The organism is Amphritea sp. HPY (assembly GCF_050870985.1).
Lineage (GTDB): Bacteria > Pseudomonadota > Gammaproteobacteria > Pseudomonadales > Balneatricaceae > Amphritea.
On record NZ_CP194015.1, the window covers coordinates 1,402,889 to 1,420,038 of the forward strand.

At 48.8% G+C, this 17,150-nt stretch carries 11 protein-coding genes; 6 read left to right on the plus strand and 5 right to left on the minus strand.

Annotated features, from left to right (window positions below):
* The first annotated feature begins 163 nt into the window (after positions 1–163).
* The 5 genes from ACQUQM_RS06180 (at position 164) to ACQUQM_RS06200 (ending at position 10,065) form a co-directional block, all read left to right on the plus strand.
* Positions 164–3,328, plus strand: coding sequence for a bifunctional diguanylate cyclase/phosphodiesterase (locus tag ACQUQM_RS06180; RefSeq protein WP_432473612.1), 3,165 nt, complete (start codon positions 164–166; stop codon positions 3,326–3,328).
* 427 nt (positions 3,329–3,755) lie between these two features.
* Positions 3,756–5,936, plus strand: a complete 2,181-nt coding sequence (locus ACQUQM_RS06185; RefSeq protein ID WP_432473613.1) for an adenosylcobalamin-dependent ribonucleoside-diphosphate reductase — start codon at positions 3,756–3,758, stop codon at positions 5,934–5,936.
* A gap of 315 nt (positions 5,937–6,251) precedes the next feature.
* Positions 6,252–6,977, plus strand: a complete 726-nt coding sequence (locus tag ACQUQM_RS06190) for an NrdJb (protein ID WP_432473614.1) — start codon at positions 6,252–6,254, stop codon at positions 6,975–6,977.
* Positions 6,978–7,582: 605 nt separating this feature from the next.
* A complete protein-coding gene (locus tag ACQUQM_RS06195; protein ID WP_432473615.1) occupies positions 7,583–9,745 on the plus strand; it encodes an adenosylcobalamin-dependent ribonucleoside-diphosphate reductase in 2,163 nt (720 codons plus the stop codon).
* Between the two features lie 62 nt (positions 9,746–9,807).
* Entirely contained in the window at positions 9,808–10,065 is a 258-nt protein-coding gene (locus ACQUQM_RS06200) for a hypothetical protein (RefSeq protein WP_432473616.1), read from the plus strand.
* Positions 10,066–10,164: 99 nt separating this feature from the next.
* On the opposite strand, the gene ACQUQM_RS06205 is transcribed toward ACQUQM_RS06200, so the two are convergent.
* The gene (locus tag ACQUQM_RS06205; protein WP_432473617.1) at positions 10,165–11,325 is read right to left on the minus strand and encodes a PLP-dependent aminotransferase family protein; all 1,161 of its coding nucleotides are present in this window, start codon (positions 11,323–11,325) and stop codon (positions 10,165–10,167) included.
* Positions 11,326–11,473: 148 nt separating this feature from the next.
* Here ACQUQM_RS06205 and ACQUQM_RS06210 point away from each other — a divergent pair, with 148 nt between their 5' ends.
* Positions 11,474–12,346, plus strand: a complete 873-nt coding sequence (locus tag ACQUQM_RS06210; protein ID WP_432473619.1) for an AraC family transcriptional regulator — start codon at positions 11,474–11,476, stop codon at positions 12,344–12,346.
* Between the two features lie 220 nt (positions 12,347–12,566).
* On the opposite strand, the gene ACQUQM_RS06215 is transcribed toward ACQUQM_RS06210, so the two are convergent.
* From ACQUQM_RS06215 to ACQUQM_RS06230, 4 genes are all read right to left on the minus strand, one after another.
* Positions 12,567–13,001, minus strand: a complete 435-nt coding sequence (locus tag ACQUQM_RS06215; RefSeq protein ID WP_432473620.1) for a helix-turn-helix domain-containing protein — start codon at positions 12,999–13,001, stop codon at positions 12,567–12,569.
* A 10-nt stretch (positions 13,002–13,011) separates the two neighbouring features.
* Positions 13,012–13,323 (minus strand): type II toxin-antitoxin system HigB family toxin, encoded by a 312-nt coding sequence (locus ACQUQM_RS06220; RefSeq protein WP_432473621.1) that lies wholly within the window; start codon positions 13,321–13,323, stop codon positions 13,012–13,014.
* 371 nt (positions 13,324–13,694) lie between these two features.
* Positions 13,695–14,123, minus strand: coding sequence for a hypothetical protein (locus ACQUQM_RS06225; protein ID WP_432473622.1), 429 nt, complete (start codon positions 14,121–14,123; stop codon positions 13,695–13,697).
* Between the two features lie 9 nt (positions 14,124–14,132).
* Positions 14,133–17,120 carry an RHS repeat-associated core domain-containing protein gene (locus tag ACQUQM_RS06230; protein WP_432473623.1) on the minus strand — a complete coding sequence of 996 codons (2,988 nt, stop codon included), beginning with the start codon at positions 17,118–17,120 and terminating at the stop codon, positions 14,133–14,135.
* Between the last annotated feature and the right edge of the window lie 30 nt (positions 17,121–17,150).

Here is a 17,150-nt window from a genome sequence, read left to right on the forward strand (position 1 = left end):
TGGTGGATAGAAATATCAGCTTTGCGGCTGAGAGCATTCATGTGCTTCTGCCGAACGAATCGACCTCCTGTTTTGGGTAACTCAATGCTGGATTAGTTATTCTGTTTAATAGACCATGAATGGCTTCGAAGTACCGTTACGTAGTATGTAAGGGGTGAACAGATTGAGTGATACCGTGTCCCGATTGTTGATCAGGAACAAGGACGGTTCGAACAAAGCAGTATCCACACTTGTATTGACTGCCAGTCTGGCGTCGATCTATTTTATTGTCGCTAAGCTTTCTCTGCTGTTGGCGATAGAAGGCTATGCCAGTCCGGTATGGCCGCCTTCTGGCATTGCCATTGCATTGTTATTACTGGGTGGAATCCGGTTCTGGCCGGGCGTCCTGATCGGCGCATTCCTTTCTAACTGGCAAGTTGACGGTGCCAGTCAGTTGGCGTTTCAGATTGCAATCGGTAATACCCTTGAAGCGGTAACCGCAGTCTGGCTAACCAACCGGTTTGTCGGGCGTCGCTATTTTCTTAACCATAGCCGCAAGGTCTTCAGTTTCACGCTTATTCTGGTTTTTTCTTGCATAATCAGTGCACTGGTAGGGGCGCTGTCTGTGCTTAACTGGCCGACTGAAATTCCGGATTCAGAAATATTATTTCGTGTTTTCAGCACCTGGTGGGTAGGTGATATTGTTGGTGCCCTGGTATTTTCACCTTTGATTCTGGCCTACAGGCAGGGTTACCGACAGTTTGCTCTGAACAAGAAAGAGTTGTTCGGATTTGCTCTATTCTCGCTGGTCCTGCTTGAAGCTATTTTTGGTGGGATCTCTATATTTGACCTTAACTCCGCTTCATTTGCTTTTCTTCCATTACCCTTGCTGATTGCTGTGGGGTACCGGTTAGGGTTAAGGGGGGTAGTGTTGTTTACGCTGGCGCTGTCAGTTTTAGCTATTACCGGTACATTCAGAGGCTTCGGGCCTTTTGCTGATGAGGCTGTCAGTCAGTCTTTAGTGCTGCTGCAGGTTTATATAGGTCTGGTTGCGTTGAGTGGATTATTACTGAGCTCCATTATTGCCGAGCGCGAGGCCGCGCGAAGGGCGTTATTGCGGTTGAGCGCTCAACTGGAGCTTCGGGTTCGAAATTCTACCGATGAACTGCGTAAGGCAAACCTGACGTTGGGCAATGAAAAAAAGCACCAGCAGAGCCTTATACAACAGCTGGTTGCCAGTGAAGTGCGTTACCGGGCGCTGTTTGACAATGCAACTGAAGCGATAATGCTATTGGATATCGATAAGCTGTGTTTTGTCGATGCTAATAACAATGCCGCCGCTTTGTTTGGTTATCCGCTGGATGAATTGATAAAAATACCCTTTGCAAATCTCTCCCCGGAGTTCCAGCGTAACGGCTTTTCTTCAATGACCGCTGGAATACCCTATATGCATGCAGCTGTTGCCGGAGAGCAGGTTTGCTTCGAGTGGCAGCACTTGCATGCGGATGGTCATGTAATCCCTTGTGAAGTTCGGCTGATTAGCTACCCTTCAAGCAATAAGAATCTGATAAGGGCCTGCGTTACCGATATAAGCGAGCGAATCAGGTCATCTTCCCGTCAGCGCCTGATAGCCAAAGTGTTTGAAAATACGTCTGAAGGAGTTGTAATAACCGACGATAGACACCGTGTTGTTGAAGTGAATGAAGCCTGTTGTGAAATGACCGGATATGCCAGCCATGACATTATAGGCCGGTTACCCATTTGGTTGTTAAATGATGCTAATGATCAGTTATCGATTGAGGATTTTTTAATATATATCGTTGAAAACTCGCGTTGGCAGGGTGAGGTGTTTGGCGAGAAAAAGGATGGATCTTATTTTCCTCAGTTACTGACTATCAGCGCGGTCGCGGATGAGGCTGGAGACATCAGTAATTTTCTGTATCAATTTTCAGATATCAGCGATTTTAAAGTGAAAGAGGAGAAGCTGGCTTACCTGGCTAACTATGATCATCTTACCGGTCTGTATAATCGCACCGCGCTAATCGACCATATGACCCGGATGATTGCGGAGGCAAAACGTGATGGTAAAGCGGTTTCCCTCTATTTTATCGACCTCGATGGTTTTAAACGGGTTAATGATTCGCTGGGCCATGATGCCGGGGATGCTTTGTTGTGCGAGGTCGCCAGCAGAATCAAGTCTACTCTCCGTTCAAGTGACCTGGTAGCCCGACTTGGGGGAGATGAATTTACGGTTGTTGCAAAGCACAGTGATATTGGAGAGAAACAATGTCGGTTGGCACAAAAGCTGATTGATAGACTCTCAGTTCCCTACAGGATAGCTTCTAGTGAGATCTACCTTACAGTAAGTATTGGTATATCCAACTCACCCCAGGACGGCAATGAGTGTAAGTTGCTGTTGAAAAACGCAGATATCGCAATGTATGAGGCTAAAAAATCGGGTCAGGGTAGTTACCAGTTTTTCACCAATGAAATGAATACTGCGGCACTTGACAGGATGAATGTCGAGATTGGTCTGCGTAAGGCGTTGGAGAATGACGAATTTGTTCTTCATTATCAGCCTCAGATAGATCTCAGCTCAGGATCTCTGGTTGGTTTTGAAGCGCTGGTACGCTGGCAGCACCCTGATAAGGGGTTGATTGCTCCAGGGGATTTTATTGAAATAGCGGAGCAGAACGGATTGATCGCGCCTATCGGGCGTTGGGTACTGGAGCAGGCCTGCCGCCAGAACATGGCGTGGCAACGGCAGGGACTTGCGGAAGTACCGGTTGCGGTAAACCTGTCAGCGCGTCAGTTCCGTTTTCCTCAAGAGTTGCTGAGCCATGTTAAAGAGACGTTAGCTGCTACAGGCCTGCAACCTGAAATGCTGGAACTTGAACTGACGGAAAGTATGTTAGTTGAAAACGTTGAGTCGGCAATAGTGACACTCGAGTCATTACGGGAGATTGGTATTAAACTGGCGATTGATGACTTTGGCACTGGTTACTCATCGCTTTCCTATCTCAAGCGGTTTGCCGCTGACAAGCTGAAAATTGATCGCTCGTTTGTCCGTGATCTGGAATTTAATGGTGAAGATGCCGCTATTGTAAAAGCGACTATCGCGTTGGGCCATAACCTGAATTTGAAGGTCATTGCCGAAGGAGTAGAAAACAGAGCGCAAGTCAGTTTCCTCAATAACTGCGGTTGTGACGAGTTGCAGGGCTTCCTGATCAGTCAGCCGCTGCCGGCGGAATATATTCCGGATCTTATCGTTTCCTTGCCAGCTAGGATGATTAGTTCTGTACTTCCTGCTCATGTATCAGATCCGGAACCTGAGTTAGTGTATCGATAATTCATTACTATTGACCCAGCCTAAGAGGCTTGGGGCGATCATTATGCCCGCCACCAATTCACCAATTCACCAATTCACCAATTCACCAATGACACTGGAGCGCCGAACAAGGTTGGATCTCTCCCAGCAAACTGGCTGCTATCAGGATAGCCAGTAACTGAAGTAGAAAATCACGAATTTCCATAACCGATTTCCGGCGATATTTGATTGTTCTGTCACTACTGATTACCCCAAGCTGATGTGTGGATGACCTGCGTCAGCGCAAGAACTTTGTCTGCTTTTTGTTTTGTCTGAAATTTTTATTATGCCGATTTGAAAAATGTTGATGGTGATCAAGGATCAATATCTTGTGTTATAGATAATTGGCAAACACTACATATAGGGTTTATTGTTTATATATCCCGTCAGACTATACAGGTATGGATTTATGGTTACGGTTGTGGCAAAAGCAGTTAATAATGAGATCAGTGAAGATTCAGCTTCGGCAACAGTGGCAGATTCCATCTGCCTGCAACCGGCATCCCTGGATATATGGGATACCAAGTATCGCTTAAAAACCAAGCAGGGAGAGCCTGTTGATCTTGAGGTAAATGATTCATTTACCCGGGTCGCCAAAGCGCTGGCTGAGATAGAAGATGAAGACAGCCGCGAGCATTGGTATCAGCGTTTCATGTGGGCGCTTAACAATGGTGCAGTACCTGCAGGAAGGGTTATTTCCAATGCGGGCGCACAGCAGCACAAGCCAGCAACCTCGACCATAAATTGTACTGTATCTGGCACTGTTTATGATTCCATGGACGATATACTGGGTAAAAACCATGAGGCGGGTCTGACCCTTAAAGCTGGCTGCGGTATCGGTTACGAGTTTTCAACTTTGCGCCCAAAAGATGGCTTTGTATCAGGTGCGGGGGCCTATACCTCCGGGCCGCTTTCGTTTATGGATATCTTCGATAAGATGTGTTTTACGGTGTCTTCTGCTGGCGGCCGACGCGGCGCGCAGATGGCAACTTTCGATATCGGCCATCCCGATGTGCTGGATTTCATCCGCGCTAAACGGGAGGATGGCCGCTTACGCCAATTCAATCTGTCGCTGCTTATCACAGACCAGTTTATGCAGGCAGTTAACAACGATGCTGACTGGCCCCTGGCATTTCCGTTAACTGAGAAAGAGTGCCAGCGGGACGCTATAGACCTGACCGACACTCAGCAGGTTCTTTGGCGAGAATGGCCGGTAACTCAGGGCTATATCGTCAATGATGAAGGGCTGGTTGCCTGCCGGATCAGTAAGACTATCCGGGCGCAAAAATTATGGAACGCAATTATGAGTTCCACCTACGACTTTGCTGAGCCTGGCTTTATCCTGATCGATAAAGTAAACGAGCAGAATAATAACTGGTTCTGTGAAACGATCCGTGCCACCAATCCATGCGGTGAGCAGCCTTTACCCCCTTATGGCAGCTGTCTGTTAGGATCTATTAACCTTACAAAATTTGTGCAAAACCCATTTACTGATAAAGCCGGTTTTGACTGGGATAGATTCAGAGAGACCGTGACTGTCTTTACCCGAATGTTGGACAATGTTGTTGAAATCAATGGCTTGCCACTAGAGCAGCAGCGTCACGAAATAAACCATAAACGGCGTCATGGCATGGGTTATCTCGGACTGGGCTCGACAATCACTATGTTGACCATGAAGTACGGCGATGCTCAGTCTACTGCTTTTACTGAACAGGTCACTCGAGAATTAGCACTAGCAGGATGGCATGCGGGATTGGAACTGGCGCTGGAAAAAGGTCCGGCGCCGTTGATGGACGAGGAGTTTACGGTCACCGGTGAGATGCTGCGTAAACGACCGGAAATGCTGGATGATGGTTATAAAACCGGAGATCTGATAGCGGGTAGGGTGCTGCATGCACGTTATAGCCGCTATATGCAGAAGCTTGCAGCGATTGATCCGAAGCTAATCGATGACCTTGCGGAATATGGCTGTCGCTTTACCCATCACAGTTCAATCGCTCCGACCGGTACTATCGCGCTTTCGGTTGGTAATAATGCCAGTAATGGCATAGAACCCAGCTTTGCCCATCATTATTCCCGCAATATTATCCGTGAAGGGCGTAAGACCAAGGAAAAGGTCGATGTCTTCTCGTACGAGCTGCTGGCCTACCGGGCTCTGGTTAACCCGTTAGCGATGCCTTTTAGTGAGGAGCCTGAGAAGCAACTGCCGGATTACTTCATCAGTGCCGATGACATTCATCCGCAGCAGCATGTCGATATTCAGGCTGCCGCGCAAAAATGGATCGATTCATCAATCTCTAAAACCGCCAATGTACCGACCGATTATCCCTATGAAAAGTTTAAGGATATTTACCGCTATGCCTACGAGCAGGGGCTGAAAGGCTGCACTACCTTCCGCTTTAATCCCGAAGCGTTCCAGGGAGTATTGGTTAAAGAGCAGGATTTGGCAGCTACCACATATCAGTTCACCCTGGCTGATGGAGCCGTGGTTGAGCTGAAGGGTAATGAGGAAGTGGAATATGACGGTGAAGTTCATTCTGCAGCCAACTTGTTTGATGCCCTCAAAGAAGGTTACTACGGCAAATTATAGATTTAGCTGTTGCCCAGAAAGAAAGACGACTGGTTAATACCAAACGGCAAATTTTAGTTTAGCTGTTGCCCAGAAAGAAGGGCGACTGGTTAATACCAAGCGACAAATTTTAGATTTAACTGATGCCCAGAAAGAAGAGCGACTTGTTAATACCAAACGGCAAATTTTAGATTTAGCTGATGCCCTGAAAGAAGGACGACTGGTTAATACCAAGCGGCAAATTTTAGTTTTAGCTGTTACCCAGAAAGAAGGGCGCTTGGCAAATCATAGGCGGCAAAATTTAATTAGATGTGGTTGTCACAGGAGAACCAGATTATGACTACAGAACAGAATCCCAGATTGAGCATTAGTCAGCCGATTGTTGGCTATAAAGTTGTTAGCGCAGAGGTGGAACCGGAGCCGGCTACAGAGGTAAAGCAAGACCTGGAACAGGTCCACGAAAATCTGACCCGGCCGGACTTTCTGATGGGCTCTACCTATAAGATTAAGACGCCAATGTCTGAGCATGCGTTGTACATCACTATCAATGATATTCTGCTGAATCAGGATACTGAGCATGAGCAGCGCCACCCGTATGAGATCTTTATTAACTCCAAGAATATGGATCACTTCATGTGGGTGGTTGCGCTGACCCGGGTTATCTCAGCGGTATTCCGTAAAGGGGGGGATGTCACCTTTATGGCAGAAGAGCTGAAAGCGGTATTTGATCCGAAAGGCGGATACTTCAAGAAGGGCGGGAAGTTTATGCCATCGCTGGTTGCCGAGATCGGTGAGGCGATTGAGAACCATCTGAAGATGATCGGCCTGTTGCAGGATGAATCCCTCGATCAGCATCAGCAACAGATTCTGGACGAGAAACGCGCTGAATTTGAACGTCGTGCCGCGGAGCAGAAGGCTCCGCTGGATAATAGCGCAGTGAATGATGATAATGGCGGTTTTCCAGCCGATGCCCAGATCTGTGGCAAGTGCAACACTAAGGCTGCGATTCTGATGGACGGTTGCTACACCTGTCTCAATTGCGGCGACAGTAAGTGCGGTTAACCGCAATATACAGATAACATTACGAATGAGCATAGTGTGTAGCTAGAGTGCGAAGTTAGATCGCATGGTTACAGTGTAAAGTTAATGAGTCCCGACCTCCTATTCTGGGAGGTCGATCTGGCTGGTAAAGCTGAAAGCCGTTATTGAGCATCGCCTTTGAGCATTCAGAAGCGCAAAGGTGTGTTCGCACCTTCCTGGCATTCACTGCTATAAATAACCTGTTCGCTCAGTATATGCTGTTGCTGTCGTGACAAACGTCACAACAGATACAAGGAAGCCTGCGAGCGTTTTCCTTAACGTCTTATGCTCTCGACGGATCGATAGTCAGGGTAATGTACATGGAAGGTATGCTAATCACCGACTTGTCTTAATTACGATAACAATCGTTTACCTGAAATATGATCCTGTGAAGGCTGTAATGAACGGCTTGATCTACGGTTACCTGAATTTTCCTGTTAGTTGAGAATATCGGGTGTTTACGGCACGTAAATTTCACGCGCTGTTATGTATTTTGTTCGCTGGCCGTATTTAAGCCCGTATTACATGCATAGGTCTGCACACAGGTTTCCTGTACCGATTTAAACTAAAGGTATAGGTAAAGGACTATGACTCTTCTTGCGTTAAAAGCAATTCAGTTTGAACAGACAGAAAATGCTGACAATGTGCCCTTACAGTCAGCCTCAAAGGATATCTGGGAAAGCAAATACCGCCTGAAAGACAGGCACGGCGTTGCTGTAGACCAGACATTAGATGACTCATTGATAAGGGTGGCGCGTGCGCTTGCCGGCGTTGAAAGGACTGAGGTCCGGGATTACTGGTTTAAGCGTTTTAGCTGGGCTCTGGCAAACGGAGCAGTGCCGGCAGGCAGGATAATCGCGAATGTTGGAGCCGCGCAGCACAAAGCTGCAACCTCTACGGTCAATTGTACCGTTTCCGGAACTGTTTCAGACTCTATGGGTGCCATTCTTGGGAAAAATTATGAAGCAGGTCTGACCCTGAAAGCCGGTTGTGGTATCGGCTATGAGTTTTCAACCCTGCGACCTAAAGGAGCCTTTGTTCACGGTACAGGTGCAAAAACACCAGGGCCGCTGTCATTTATGGATATTTTTGATAGCACCTGCGCTGTTGTTACTTCTGCGGGCGGCAGTCGGGGGGCGCAGATGGCGACGCTTGATATTGGCCATCCTGATGTTATGGAGTTTATCAGGGCTAAAAGAGAGGATGGCAGATTGCGCCATTTTAATCTCTCCCTGCTGATCACCGACAAGTTTATGCAAGCGGTGAAAGCGGATACTGAATGGCCTTTGGCGTTCCCGCTGACATATAAAGAAAGTCTGAGGGATAATATCGATCTGGCCGACCCCCAGCGGGTGCTTTGGCGGGAATGGCCAGTTACCCAGGGCTACATAGCTAATGATGAAGGTCTGGTTGCCTGCCGTATCAGCACAGCAATAAGAGCAAGAGAGCTGTGGGATAGCATCATGAATTCCACCTATGATTTTGCTGAGCCGGGTTTTATCCTGATTGATAAAGTTAATGAGCAAAATAATAACTGGTTCTGCGAAACAATTCGGGCGACAAACTCTTGCGGCGAACAACCGTTACCCGCTTATGGAAATTGCTTACTGGGTTCGATTAATCTGACTCGCTTCGTATCGCGGCCGTTCACAGACTGCGCTCGCTTTGATTGGGAGCGATACCGGGAAGTGATCGGAGTTTTCACCAGAATGCTGGACAATGTCGCTGATATTAGTGGCTTGCCATTGGAGCAGCAACGGCAGGAAATGGCCCGCAAGCGGCGTCATGGCATGGGCTATCTGGGGCTGGGCTCGGCAATTACTATGCTAACCATGAAGTATGGTGATGCACAATCCATCGCTTTTACTGACCAGGTAAGCCGTGAACTGGCTTTGGCTGGCTGGCGCACAGGGCTTGAGCTGGCGAAAGAAAAGGGCGCCGCGCCAGTGCTGGATGAGACCTTCATCGTCACTGCTGAAATGCTGCGTAAGCGGCCGGAAATGAAGGCTGATGGCTACAAGACCGGAAACCGGGTGGCTGGCCGGATACTGCATGCCCGATATAGTCGGTATATGCAGAAGATAGCTGCAATCGACCCGCAGCTGATTGAAGACCTTGCTGAGTATGGTTGTCGCTTCACCCACCACAGTTCGATTGCGCCAACAGGGACTATTTCGCTGTCGGTCGCTAATAATGCCAGTAACGGTATAGAGCCCAGCTTTGCCCACCATTATTCGCGTAATATCATTCGGCAGGGGCGTAAGACCAAGGAAAAAGTAGATGTCTATTCCTACGAACTCCTGGCTTACCGGAAACTGATTAATCCATTAGCACTGCAGTTCGCGCAGGGCCCGCAGCAACAGCTGCCGGATTATTTTATCTGCGCCGAAGATATACACCCGCAGCAACACGTTGATATTCAGTCTGCAGCCCAGACATGGATCGATTCCGCGATATCTAAGACCGCCAACGTGCCCACCGATTATCCCTATGAACAATTTAAGGATATCTACCGCTATGCCTATGAACAGGGGCTCAAGGGCTGCACTACTTTCCGTTTCAATCCGGAAGCATTTCAGGGAGTGCTGGTAAAGGAGCAGGACCTGTCTGCAACAACGTATCAGTTTACCCTGGCCGATGGTTCCGTGGTTGAACTGAAAGGTAATGAGGAGGTGGAGTATGACGGTGAGCTACATACAGCAGCCAACTTGTTTGATGCTTTGAAAGAAGGTTATTACGGTAAATTCTGATTGACGAGCATGTAACCCTTAATGATTCTCAATGGATAACAGTCATGCAGGAGATCTGAACTATGACTAATTACAACACTATGGACAGCAATACAGGGCAGGTTACTGGCAGCGCCGCTAATAGCAATACAGCTGTTAATGCCGGTATTAATGCAGATACTAATACAGATCGTCCGGTAGCTACCCCTTTAGGTAGTACGACAGAGAAAAAACGAAGGCTGATCATCTCGCAGCCTATCGTGGCGTTTAAGGTTATTGCTGTCGAATCGAAAGCCATATCGGATACTGAACAGGCACCTGACGTAAAACCGGATAGGTGATGCAGGGGTAACGAGTAGCAGTTTTAGCTCAGTATAAATAGAAAAAACCAGCAATCATGCTTGTTTAACTGGTGCGGTTGCTGGCTTTATTCCGGATAGTCAGTGACTTAATAGCGGCTGTAAGCGCTGCACGGCCAGGCTGAGATCTTCGGCTGAACTATTACTGAAATTCAGCCGCAGTGCCGGCGCAATCGTACCAGCCTGGCACCGCAGTGCGTCAGGATAAAACGGTTCTCCGGGTACTACAGCAACACCTGCTTGCAGCGCCTGTCGCGCAACCTGAAGAGAATCAACCCCTGGAATTTCAAGCCACAGGAACATTCCTCCCTCAACTTCGGTAAAGCTGAACTCAGGGCTAAGCCATTGTTTAATTGCATAGGCTAATGCCTGATAGCGTTGTCGATACAGTCGTTGCAAGCTTTCAATATGACAACTGAATTTTGTATGCGATAACAGTGTATAGAGCAACTGCTGCAGCGGTAATGCCGTGTGCAGATCACTCGCCTGCTTGATCTTTAACAGTGTCTCCAGCCAACTGTCAGGACCGCTGACAGCGGCTAATCGCATACCGGGAAAAGCAATTTTTGAATAAGAGTGTAAGCTCAGCGTTGCCTCCGGGTAGAGACTGCTCATGGTTATCTGCTGTTCGCCGGTAAAGCGTAGCTGCCGGTAGGGAGCATCCTCTATCAGAGCAATGCCGTAATGCCGGCACAGCCTTGCAACCTCCTGTCGGGTTTGCGCAGACCAGACAACGCCTGTTGGATTATGAAAATCCGGAACACTATAAAACAGCTTGATCTTACCGTTGGCAAACAACGTCTCGAGTTGCTCCAGGTCAGGACCATCCCGCGTCTGACGCAGTGGGAACAGTTGTGCCCCGGCAAGCTGAAATACCTGTGAGGCGCCGAGGTAGGCGGGTACCTCAAGGGCGACCCCGTCGCCGGGGTTTATGAAGCTCCTGGCGATTAGGTCAAGTCCCTGTTGTGAGCCGTTGGTTATCAATAGCTGATGTTCGGCCGGAAGCTGGAGCTGTTCCCTAAGATAGTCTGTTAAGGGTTTTAAGCCACGGCTTTCACCGTACTGGAACAGCTCTCTCTGATCGGTTAGTTGACGTAAGGCATCGCTGATCAGTTGCATCGGCATCTGTTCCGTTGCCGGTAACCCACCGGCCAGAGACATTACACCTTCTGCGGAAGCTGCCTTGAGAATTTCCCTGATATAGGATGGTTGTATCTGTTTGGTATGCTGCGCCGGTTGCATCGTATCCACCTTGTGATGATGATTGGTTGGCTTCGATGCTAAAGGTTAAATAGCCTGCATGTTTGTCGAAATTAACTTTATACCTTGTCTGTTTATGCTATTAATTTTGTCTTAATATGCTTACCTCATTACCGGATAAGGTTTCTCAATGGCTGACAGTCAGCAATTTTCCCGCATTAATGATGTCCTTCATGTTATCCATCGGGACATTTCTGCAGAGCTGACCGGTGCCAGCCTGGCCCGGGTTGCTGCGTATTCTGAGCAGCATTTTCATCGTACTTTTCATAAAGTGATAGGGGAGACCCTGCACGGTTATATTCGGCGAATACGCATGGAACATGCCGCTAATTTACTGATGTTTGATGAACAATCGCCTGTCGCAGAGATTGCAGAGCAGTGTGGTTACCGGTCCCTGTCATCATTCAGTAAGGTGTTTCGCAACGACTTCGGCATGACCCCGGGGCAGTGGCGCCGCAGGGATTGTAATCTCGGTGTTGCGCCCTATCTTAAAGATCCGGAAGTCGCAGCCGGCTATCAACGCATCAGTGAATCTGAACTGCCCCGCGTCGAATTGATTAACCGCCCCGCGCAACGGGTCGCGTATGTGCGGCATCTGGGATATGGCAGGGAGATCCGTCAGGCCTGGCAAATATTGCAGGCCTGGGCTGCAACGGAGCAGAGGTCCTTTACCACGCAGATCGGTTTACACCACTCGAATCCAGCCTGGGTTCCTCTTGAACAATGTCGTTATGTCGCATGTATTGGCATTGATACTCCGCTACAGCGGCGGGGAGTGGTTAACAGCATGACGATTCCCGGTGGTCTGCATGCACAATTCCACTTCAGCGGTTGTTACGGTGAGTTATTACCCTGGATAAGCAAGGTCCTCGACCAGTGGTTGCCTCAGTCGGGGCTTAAAGTTAAAAGTACGCCGGCTTTTGTGGAATACCAGCGTAATCATTTTCTTGATAAAGAGGAACGCTTTGAACTGCATTACTATCTGCCAGTTTCGTTGTATTGATACGGCATATGGCCCAGGTCCATCTTACTTAACTTGCTGACCCATCGTGTAAGCAGAAGCCGGAAAGTATTCAGATACCGCTAGTGAAAATGGCAGTTTGTGGGGCAGAAAAAGGCCAGCAAAAACTGGCCTTATATGTTTGAGTTAGTATTTTACTCTGGTCCTTGTATTCCAGGCCCTGTATTCCAGGCCCTGTATTCCAGGCCCTGTATTTTAGCGGCTACTCACCAAAGAACATTGAAGGCCGCAGATCAAAGCGTTCAGATAGCTTTTCGATCGCTTGGCGGCTCAAGGTTCTCTTTTGATTAAGAACCTTGGATACCATCGTTTTATCACCAATCTCCGGTAAGTCGCTACCGGTTAGTTGGTATTGGCTCATCAATGTGCGGAGCAGTGCAATATCTGCAGGTATAGCTTCGGCTTCAGCAACAAAAGCTATCAGCTCTTCATCCTGCGCTTCGTATCGCTCGATTGCATGACTCAGCATATCAATAAGAGGGTTCATAGGGTCATTCAGCGTATCGCCAGAAGATTCCAGAACCTGCTCCAGTGTTTTCAGTGCAGAATCATATTCTTCATCGCTGGCGATATTTACAAAAGGCTGGGCTGTAACCAGAAATGTCTGATACGCATCAACAATTGCTAACTGTGCCATAACACTACCTCTAATCCTGATCTTTAATGTACTTCTTGGTTAACTTGTCGTAGTCCGCATGACTTACTATATGTTTGATATACATGCGTTTATTAATAAACTGGATGAAAGCAATCACGCGTAAATTATTTCCGCCTACATCCAAAACCCACCACTTATCCTTGTATTTGAAGTTGTCCAGAGAGGGGAAAACACCCTTCAACTCATCTGGACTTTGGAAGTCTGTCTTGTGCAGTAATTTGAATATGTCCATCAAAGCAGTTCGGTCATTTGGGTATTTCTTCGCGGCATCGTTAAATGGTTTTTTGGAAATTACATTCATTAGTCACCCTTGGTTGCCTGCAAGTCAACAATAGTATCAAGTTGACGTATAGTCAATATTTTGTAGGCTTATTTACATCTATCGGAAATGTGTGGGCATATATGTCCCATGAACCGCTGTGACTATTCCTGGTGGTCTGCAACACAATTTAACTTCAGCAGTTGGCTACCTCTCACAGTTAAGCCATGAGTGTTGCACTTATTATCTGAAATCACGCTCTACCAAATATACCGCCAACCTAGTAGCCCCACCAAACTCACTTGCTGGTCAACAATGACAACCAAAACCAGTGAAGGGTGAAGGTCTATTCTGGTAGAAGTGGCAATTTTAGGGAAAGAAATGGCCTGCGAGAAGCAGGCCGTTTTGGTGTGTTATGGTTTAGTCAAAAGCTCATCAAGCTTACTTTGAAATCGTAAAGGGAACCAAAACTCACCCTCTGGAAACCTTTTTAGCTTTACAACAGCAAAATCAAAACCAATTTTTTTCGAATGCGAGCAAAAGCTTAACTCTTCTCTACTTATAGAAATAGATGGCAGCAAAAGTCGAAAAGGAAAAATATAACTCACCACTATCTTGTCATTAAAAACGCCAACTGTGGAAATGCTGACAAATAAATTATTAGGCTTTGAAGACTGCTTTACGATAAACGGAGTCCATGACATTTCACTGGCCTCATTACTTGCTATTTTACAGGAGAACTCTTTCCCTAATTCACCTAAATAACCTCGCCTGCCCATTAAAGACACTATCAGAGCTACAAAGAATAATACAAATACTAAAAACGCAATTTCTATAACCATGTACCCTCCTTAGTGCAAAACATCGTAGGCTGTCGAGCCTATCCAGCGACCAATATCACCAAGAATGCTAGTACTGAAAACAGTATCAGTATAAGTTCCTGTCACACCAACTTCCGGTGTTCCAATAGACAGAGCCAACCCTGCCTCATAAACCATGCCGGGAGTAGATGCTTCAAAGGACTTAAACTCTCCGCAATTATTTTGTTGGTAGTCAGTAGCTATAGGCAAGTTTACTGCTCCCCCAAGGAACCATGCCGAACCTGAAAGTGATCCGCCCCAACCCTCAAGGTCATGCATATTATCAGGAGTACCATATAGTAGGTTACCAAAAACTCCTGCAGCTCCACCTAAACCGCCACCAATTTCTTTTGTCCTCTGGATACCAAAATTGCCTTCGGTATCCAACAAAACTTGGTAGCTATATGCGGTTTTAATTCCAAAAGTCCCAGCCGCGCCAAAGTTCAAACCATATACATCAAGTCCATATGGGTCATAGAACCTCACTGGATTTCCCTTAGAGTAAGCATAAGTATTCAACCCACCAGCGAGCCCAATCGGGTCACTCTGAATATACCGCCCGGTTCTAGGATCATAATCCCGGTAGTAGTTATAGTGCAAACCACTCTCGCTGTCGAAGTACTGGCCCGGGAAGCGCAGGTTGATCGAGATTTTGCGCCTGTCTTTGTCCGGGTTGCTGTTCTCTTTGCCCATGCCGAAGGCGTCGGAGTCCCAGTGCCAGATTTCGGTCTGCTCGCTGTTGGTAGCGAAGCGCGGGGTGTTGAGGTGGTCGCTGTGCAGGTAGTAGAGTTCGCTGCGCAGCACTTTACCGGCTTTACTGCGATACAGTTCCACCAGTGCCACCGGCAGCTGATCGAGCCAGATATAGTGCACGTCGACCCGGTGCAGGCCGTTGGCGTTAAAGCGGGCTTCGCTGAGGAGCTGGCCGCTCGGGTTGTACTGGAACTCGATCAGCTGATCGGTTTTCAGGGTTGGCCGCTGTTTCAGAATACGTTCGCCGAAGCCGTTATAGGCGTAACTCCCCTGCAACACGTTACCGTTGGTAAAGGTGCTGTATTTCCCCTGCAGGTTGTAACTGTAATGCTGCAGCCGCTGGTTGCCAGTGAGGATGTCGCCGGTGCCGCTGTAGATGACGTCACGGCCGCCATTCTTTTTTAACTGGTTGCTGTCTTTGTTGATGATGGCGCGCTGGTGCAGGATCTTACTGCCGCCGCTGAGGTTGAACTTTTCCCAGCTGCGGGTGGTGCGGTTGCCCAGGGCGTCGTACTTATATTCCCGGCTGCCGTAGACACCGTCTTCACTGGTCAGGCGGTCGATGGCATCGTATGTGAACGGCTGATCCGGCTGGCGGGCATCGTCCGGACGGTCGATCCGTTCCAGATTACCAACCAGATCGTACTCATAGTTGAGGGTATCGAGGCTGCTGATCTGCTGCTGTGCAATACGACCATTCTGGTCATAGGTGCGGCTCAGGTTGAGGCCGTTGCCCCAGGTCAGGCTGTTGACGCCGCCAAACGCCTGATAGGCGATATCACTGGCGACGGTAGTGGTTTTACCATCAAACTGGTAGCGGATGTCGGCGACCTGACCGGCGCTGTTGCGCTGGTAACTGACCGACAGGCCAGAGGGGTAGGTGATCTGGTTTAAGCGATCGGCTTTGTCCCACTGGTAACCGAGATTGTATTCTGACAGGTGGCTGCCGTAGGCTGTCGTGCGACGCTGCTGCAACAGGTTGCCGCGATGGTCATAACTGAATCGATCGCTGCCCAGGGCGTCGCTGATTTGGGTCAGCTGGCCGATACCTGTATGGGCGGTTTGTACTGTAGAGGTATCAGCAGGGGGCTGGTCATAGGTATAGCTGATGACTTCCGCCGTGTCCGGGCTGTTTTGCGAGGTATAGCGTTTTTCGGTTAAACGGTTGAGCGCGTCATAGCGGTATTCAGCGGTAATGCCCCGCTCATCGGTACGGGTTTTGATATTGCCCGCTTCATCGTAGCCATACGCCATGGTACCGCTATCCGGGCTGATGCGTTTGATCACCCGGTTGTAGGCGTCGTATTCGTAGGTGGTGGTGAGATCCCGCCGCTCGGCGACCTTACCGGCATCGTAATGCACATTCACCGAGGTCAGGTTGTAGTGCTGATCGTAATTCAGGGTGACGATTTTGCCGATGGCATCGGTCTGGGTAGTCAGCCGCTGCAGGGCATCAAAGGTTTGCGTGGTGCTGCTCAGGTTGGCATCGCTCAGCCCGGTCAGGCTGGAGTTGGTGTTATAGCTGAATTGGCTGGTTTCATTCACATTGGCGCCGGTCTGGGTCAGCAGGCGGCCCAGTTCATCAAAGGTCCGGCTCAGGGTAAGCTGCAGGGCACTGTCGGTACCGGAAACATTAACCGCGGTGCTGTTACCCATACTGTCGAGGGTGTATTCGATCCGCTCGCCGAGGCTGTTTTCGACCGCGGTGAGCCGGCGGGCCGAGTCGTACTCAAAGTTCAAACCGCTGCCATCGGGCAGGGTCAGTGTAGTTAGCAGGCCGACGCGGTTGTAGCCGAGCCGGGTTTCGGCATCCAGCTCTGTGTTAGCGTCCGTACCGGCCTGAACGGTGTAACGGGTCAGTTGGCCGAGCGCATCGTAGCCCAGTGTCATGGTAGTGCCGCGGGGGTCGACCAGCTTCCGGGGCAGGCCGTAGGCGTTGTACTCGCTCAGCGTAGTAATATGCCCGAGCGCATTGGTGACCGTTTTTAAACGGTTAAGATCGAACTGGCTGGAATCGGCACTGGTACCCTGATCATCCTGGCTGTAGTACTTGTAATCAGTGGTATCGGTAACCTCGGTGCGGGGGCCGTCGACCTGGGTGATCTGGCCCAGCTCGTTGTAGCTGTATTCCCACTTGATATCGGCCACAGCACCGGTTGTCAGCAGGCTGAGACTCAGCGCCGCTGCCAGTGGCAGTTGCTTAAAGGGGTTATAGGGTTGTTTCATAGCGTGTCATTCCTTGTCACTTATGCCGTT

Coding starts and splice junctions, on each gene's coding strand:
- ACQUQM_RS06195 (WP_432473615.1), top strand. CDS start 7,583: ATGACTCTTCTTGCGTTAAAAGCAATTCAGTTTGAACAGACAGAAAAT.
- ACQUQM_RS06230 (WP_432473623.1), bottom strand. CDS start 17,120: ATGAAACAACCCTATAACCCCTTTAAGCAACTGCCACTGGCAGCGGCG.
- ACQUQM_RS06225 (WP_432473622.1), bottom strand. CDS start 14,123: ATGGTTATAGAAATTGCGTTTTTAGTATTTGTATTATTCTTTGTAGCT.
- ACQUQM_RS06200 (WP_432473616.1), top strand. CDS start 9,808: ATGACTAATTACAACACTATGGACAGCAATACAGGGCAGGTTACTGGC.
- ACQUQM_RS06190 (WP_432473614.1), top strand. CDS start 6,252: ATGACTACAGAACAGAATCCCAGATTGAGCATTAGTCAGCCGATTGTT.
- ACQUQM_RS06210 (WP_432473619.1), top strand. CDS start 11,474: ATGGCTGACAGTCAGCAATTTTCCCGCATTAATGATGTCCTTCATGTT.
- ACQUQM_RS06205 (WP_432473617.1), bottom strand. CDS start 11,325: ATGCAACCGGCGCAGCATACCAAACAGATACAACCATCCTATATCAGG.
- ACQUQM_RS06220 (WP_432473621.1), bottom strand. CDS start 13,323: ATGAATGTAATTTCCAAAAAACCATTTAACGATGCCGCGAAGAAATAC.
- ACQUQM_RS06185 (WP_432473613.1), top strand. CDS start 3,756: ATGGTTACGGTTGTGGCAAAAGCAGTTAATAATGAGATCAGTGAAGAT.
- ACQUQM_RS06215 (WP_432473620.1), bottom strand. CDS start 13,001: ATGGCACAGTTAGCAATTGTTGATGCGTATCAGACATTTCTGGTTACA.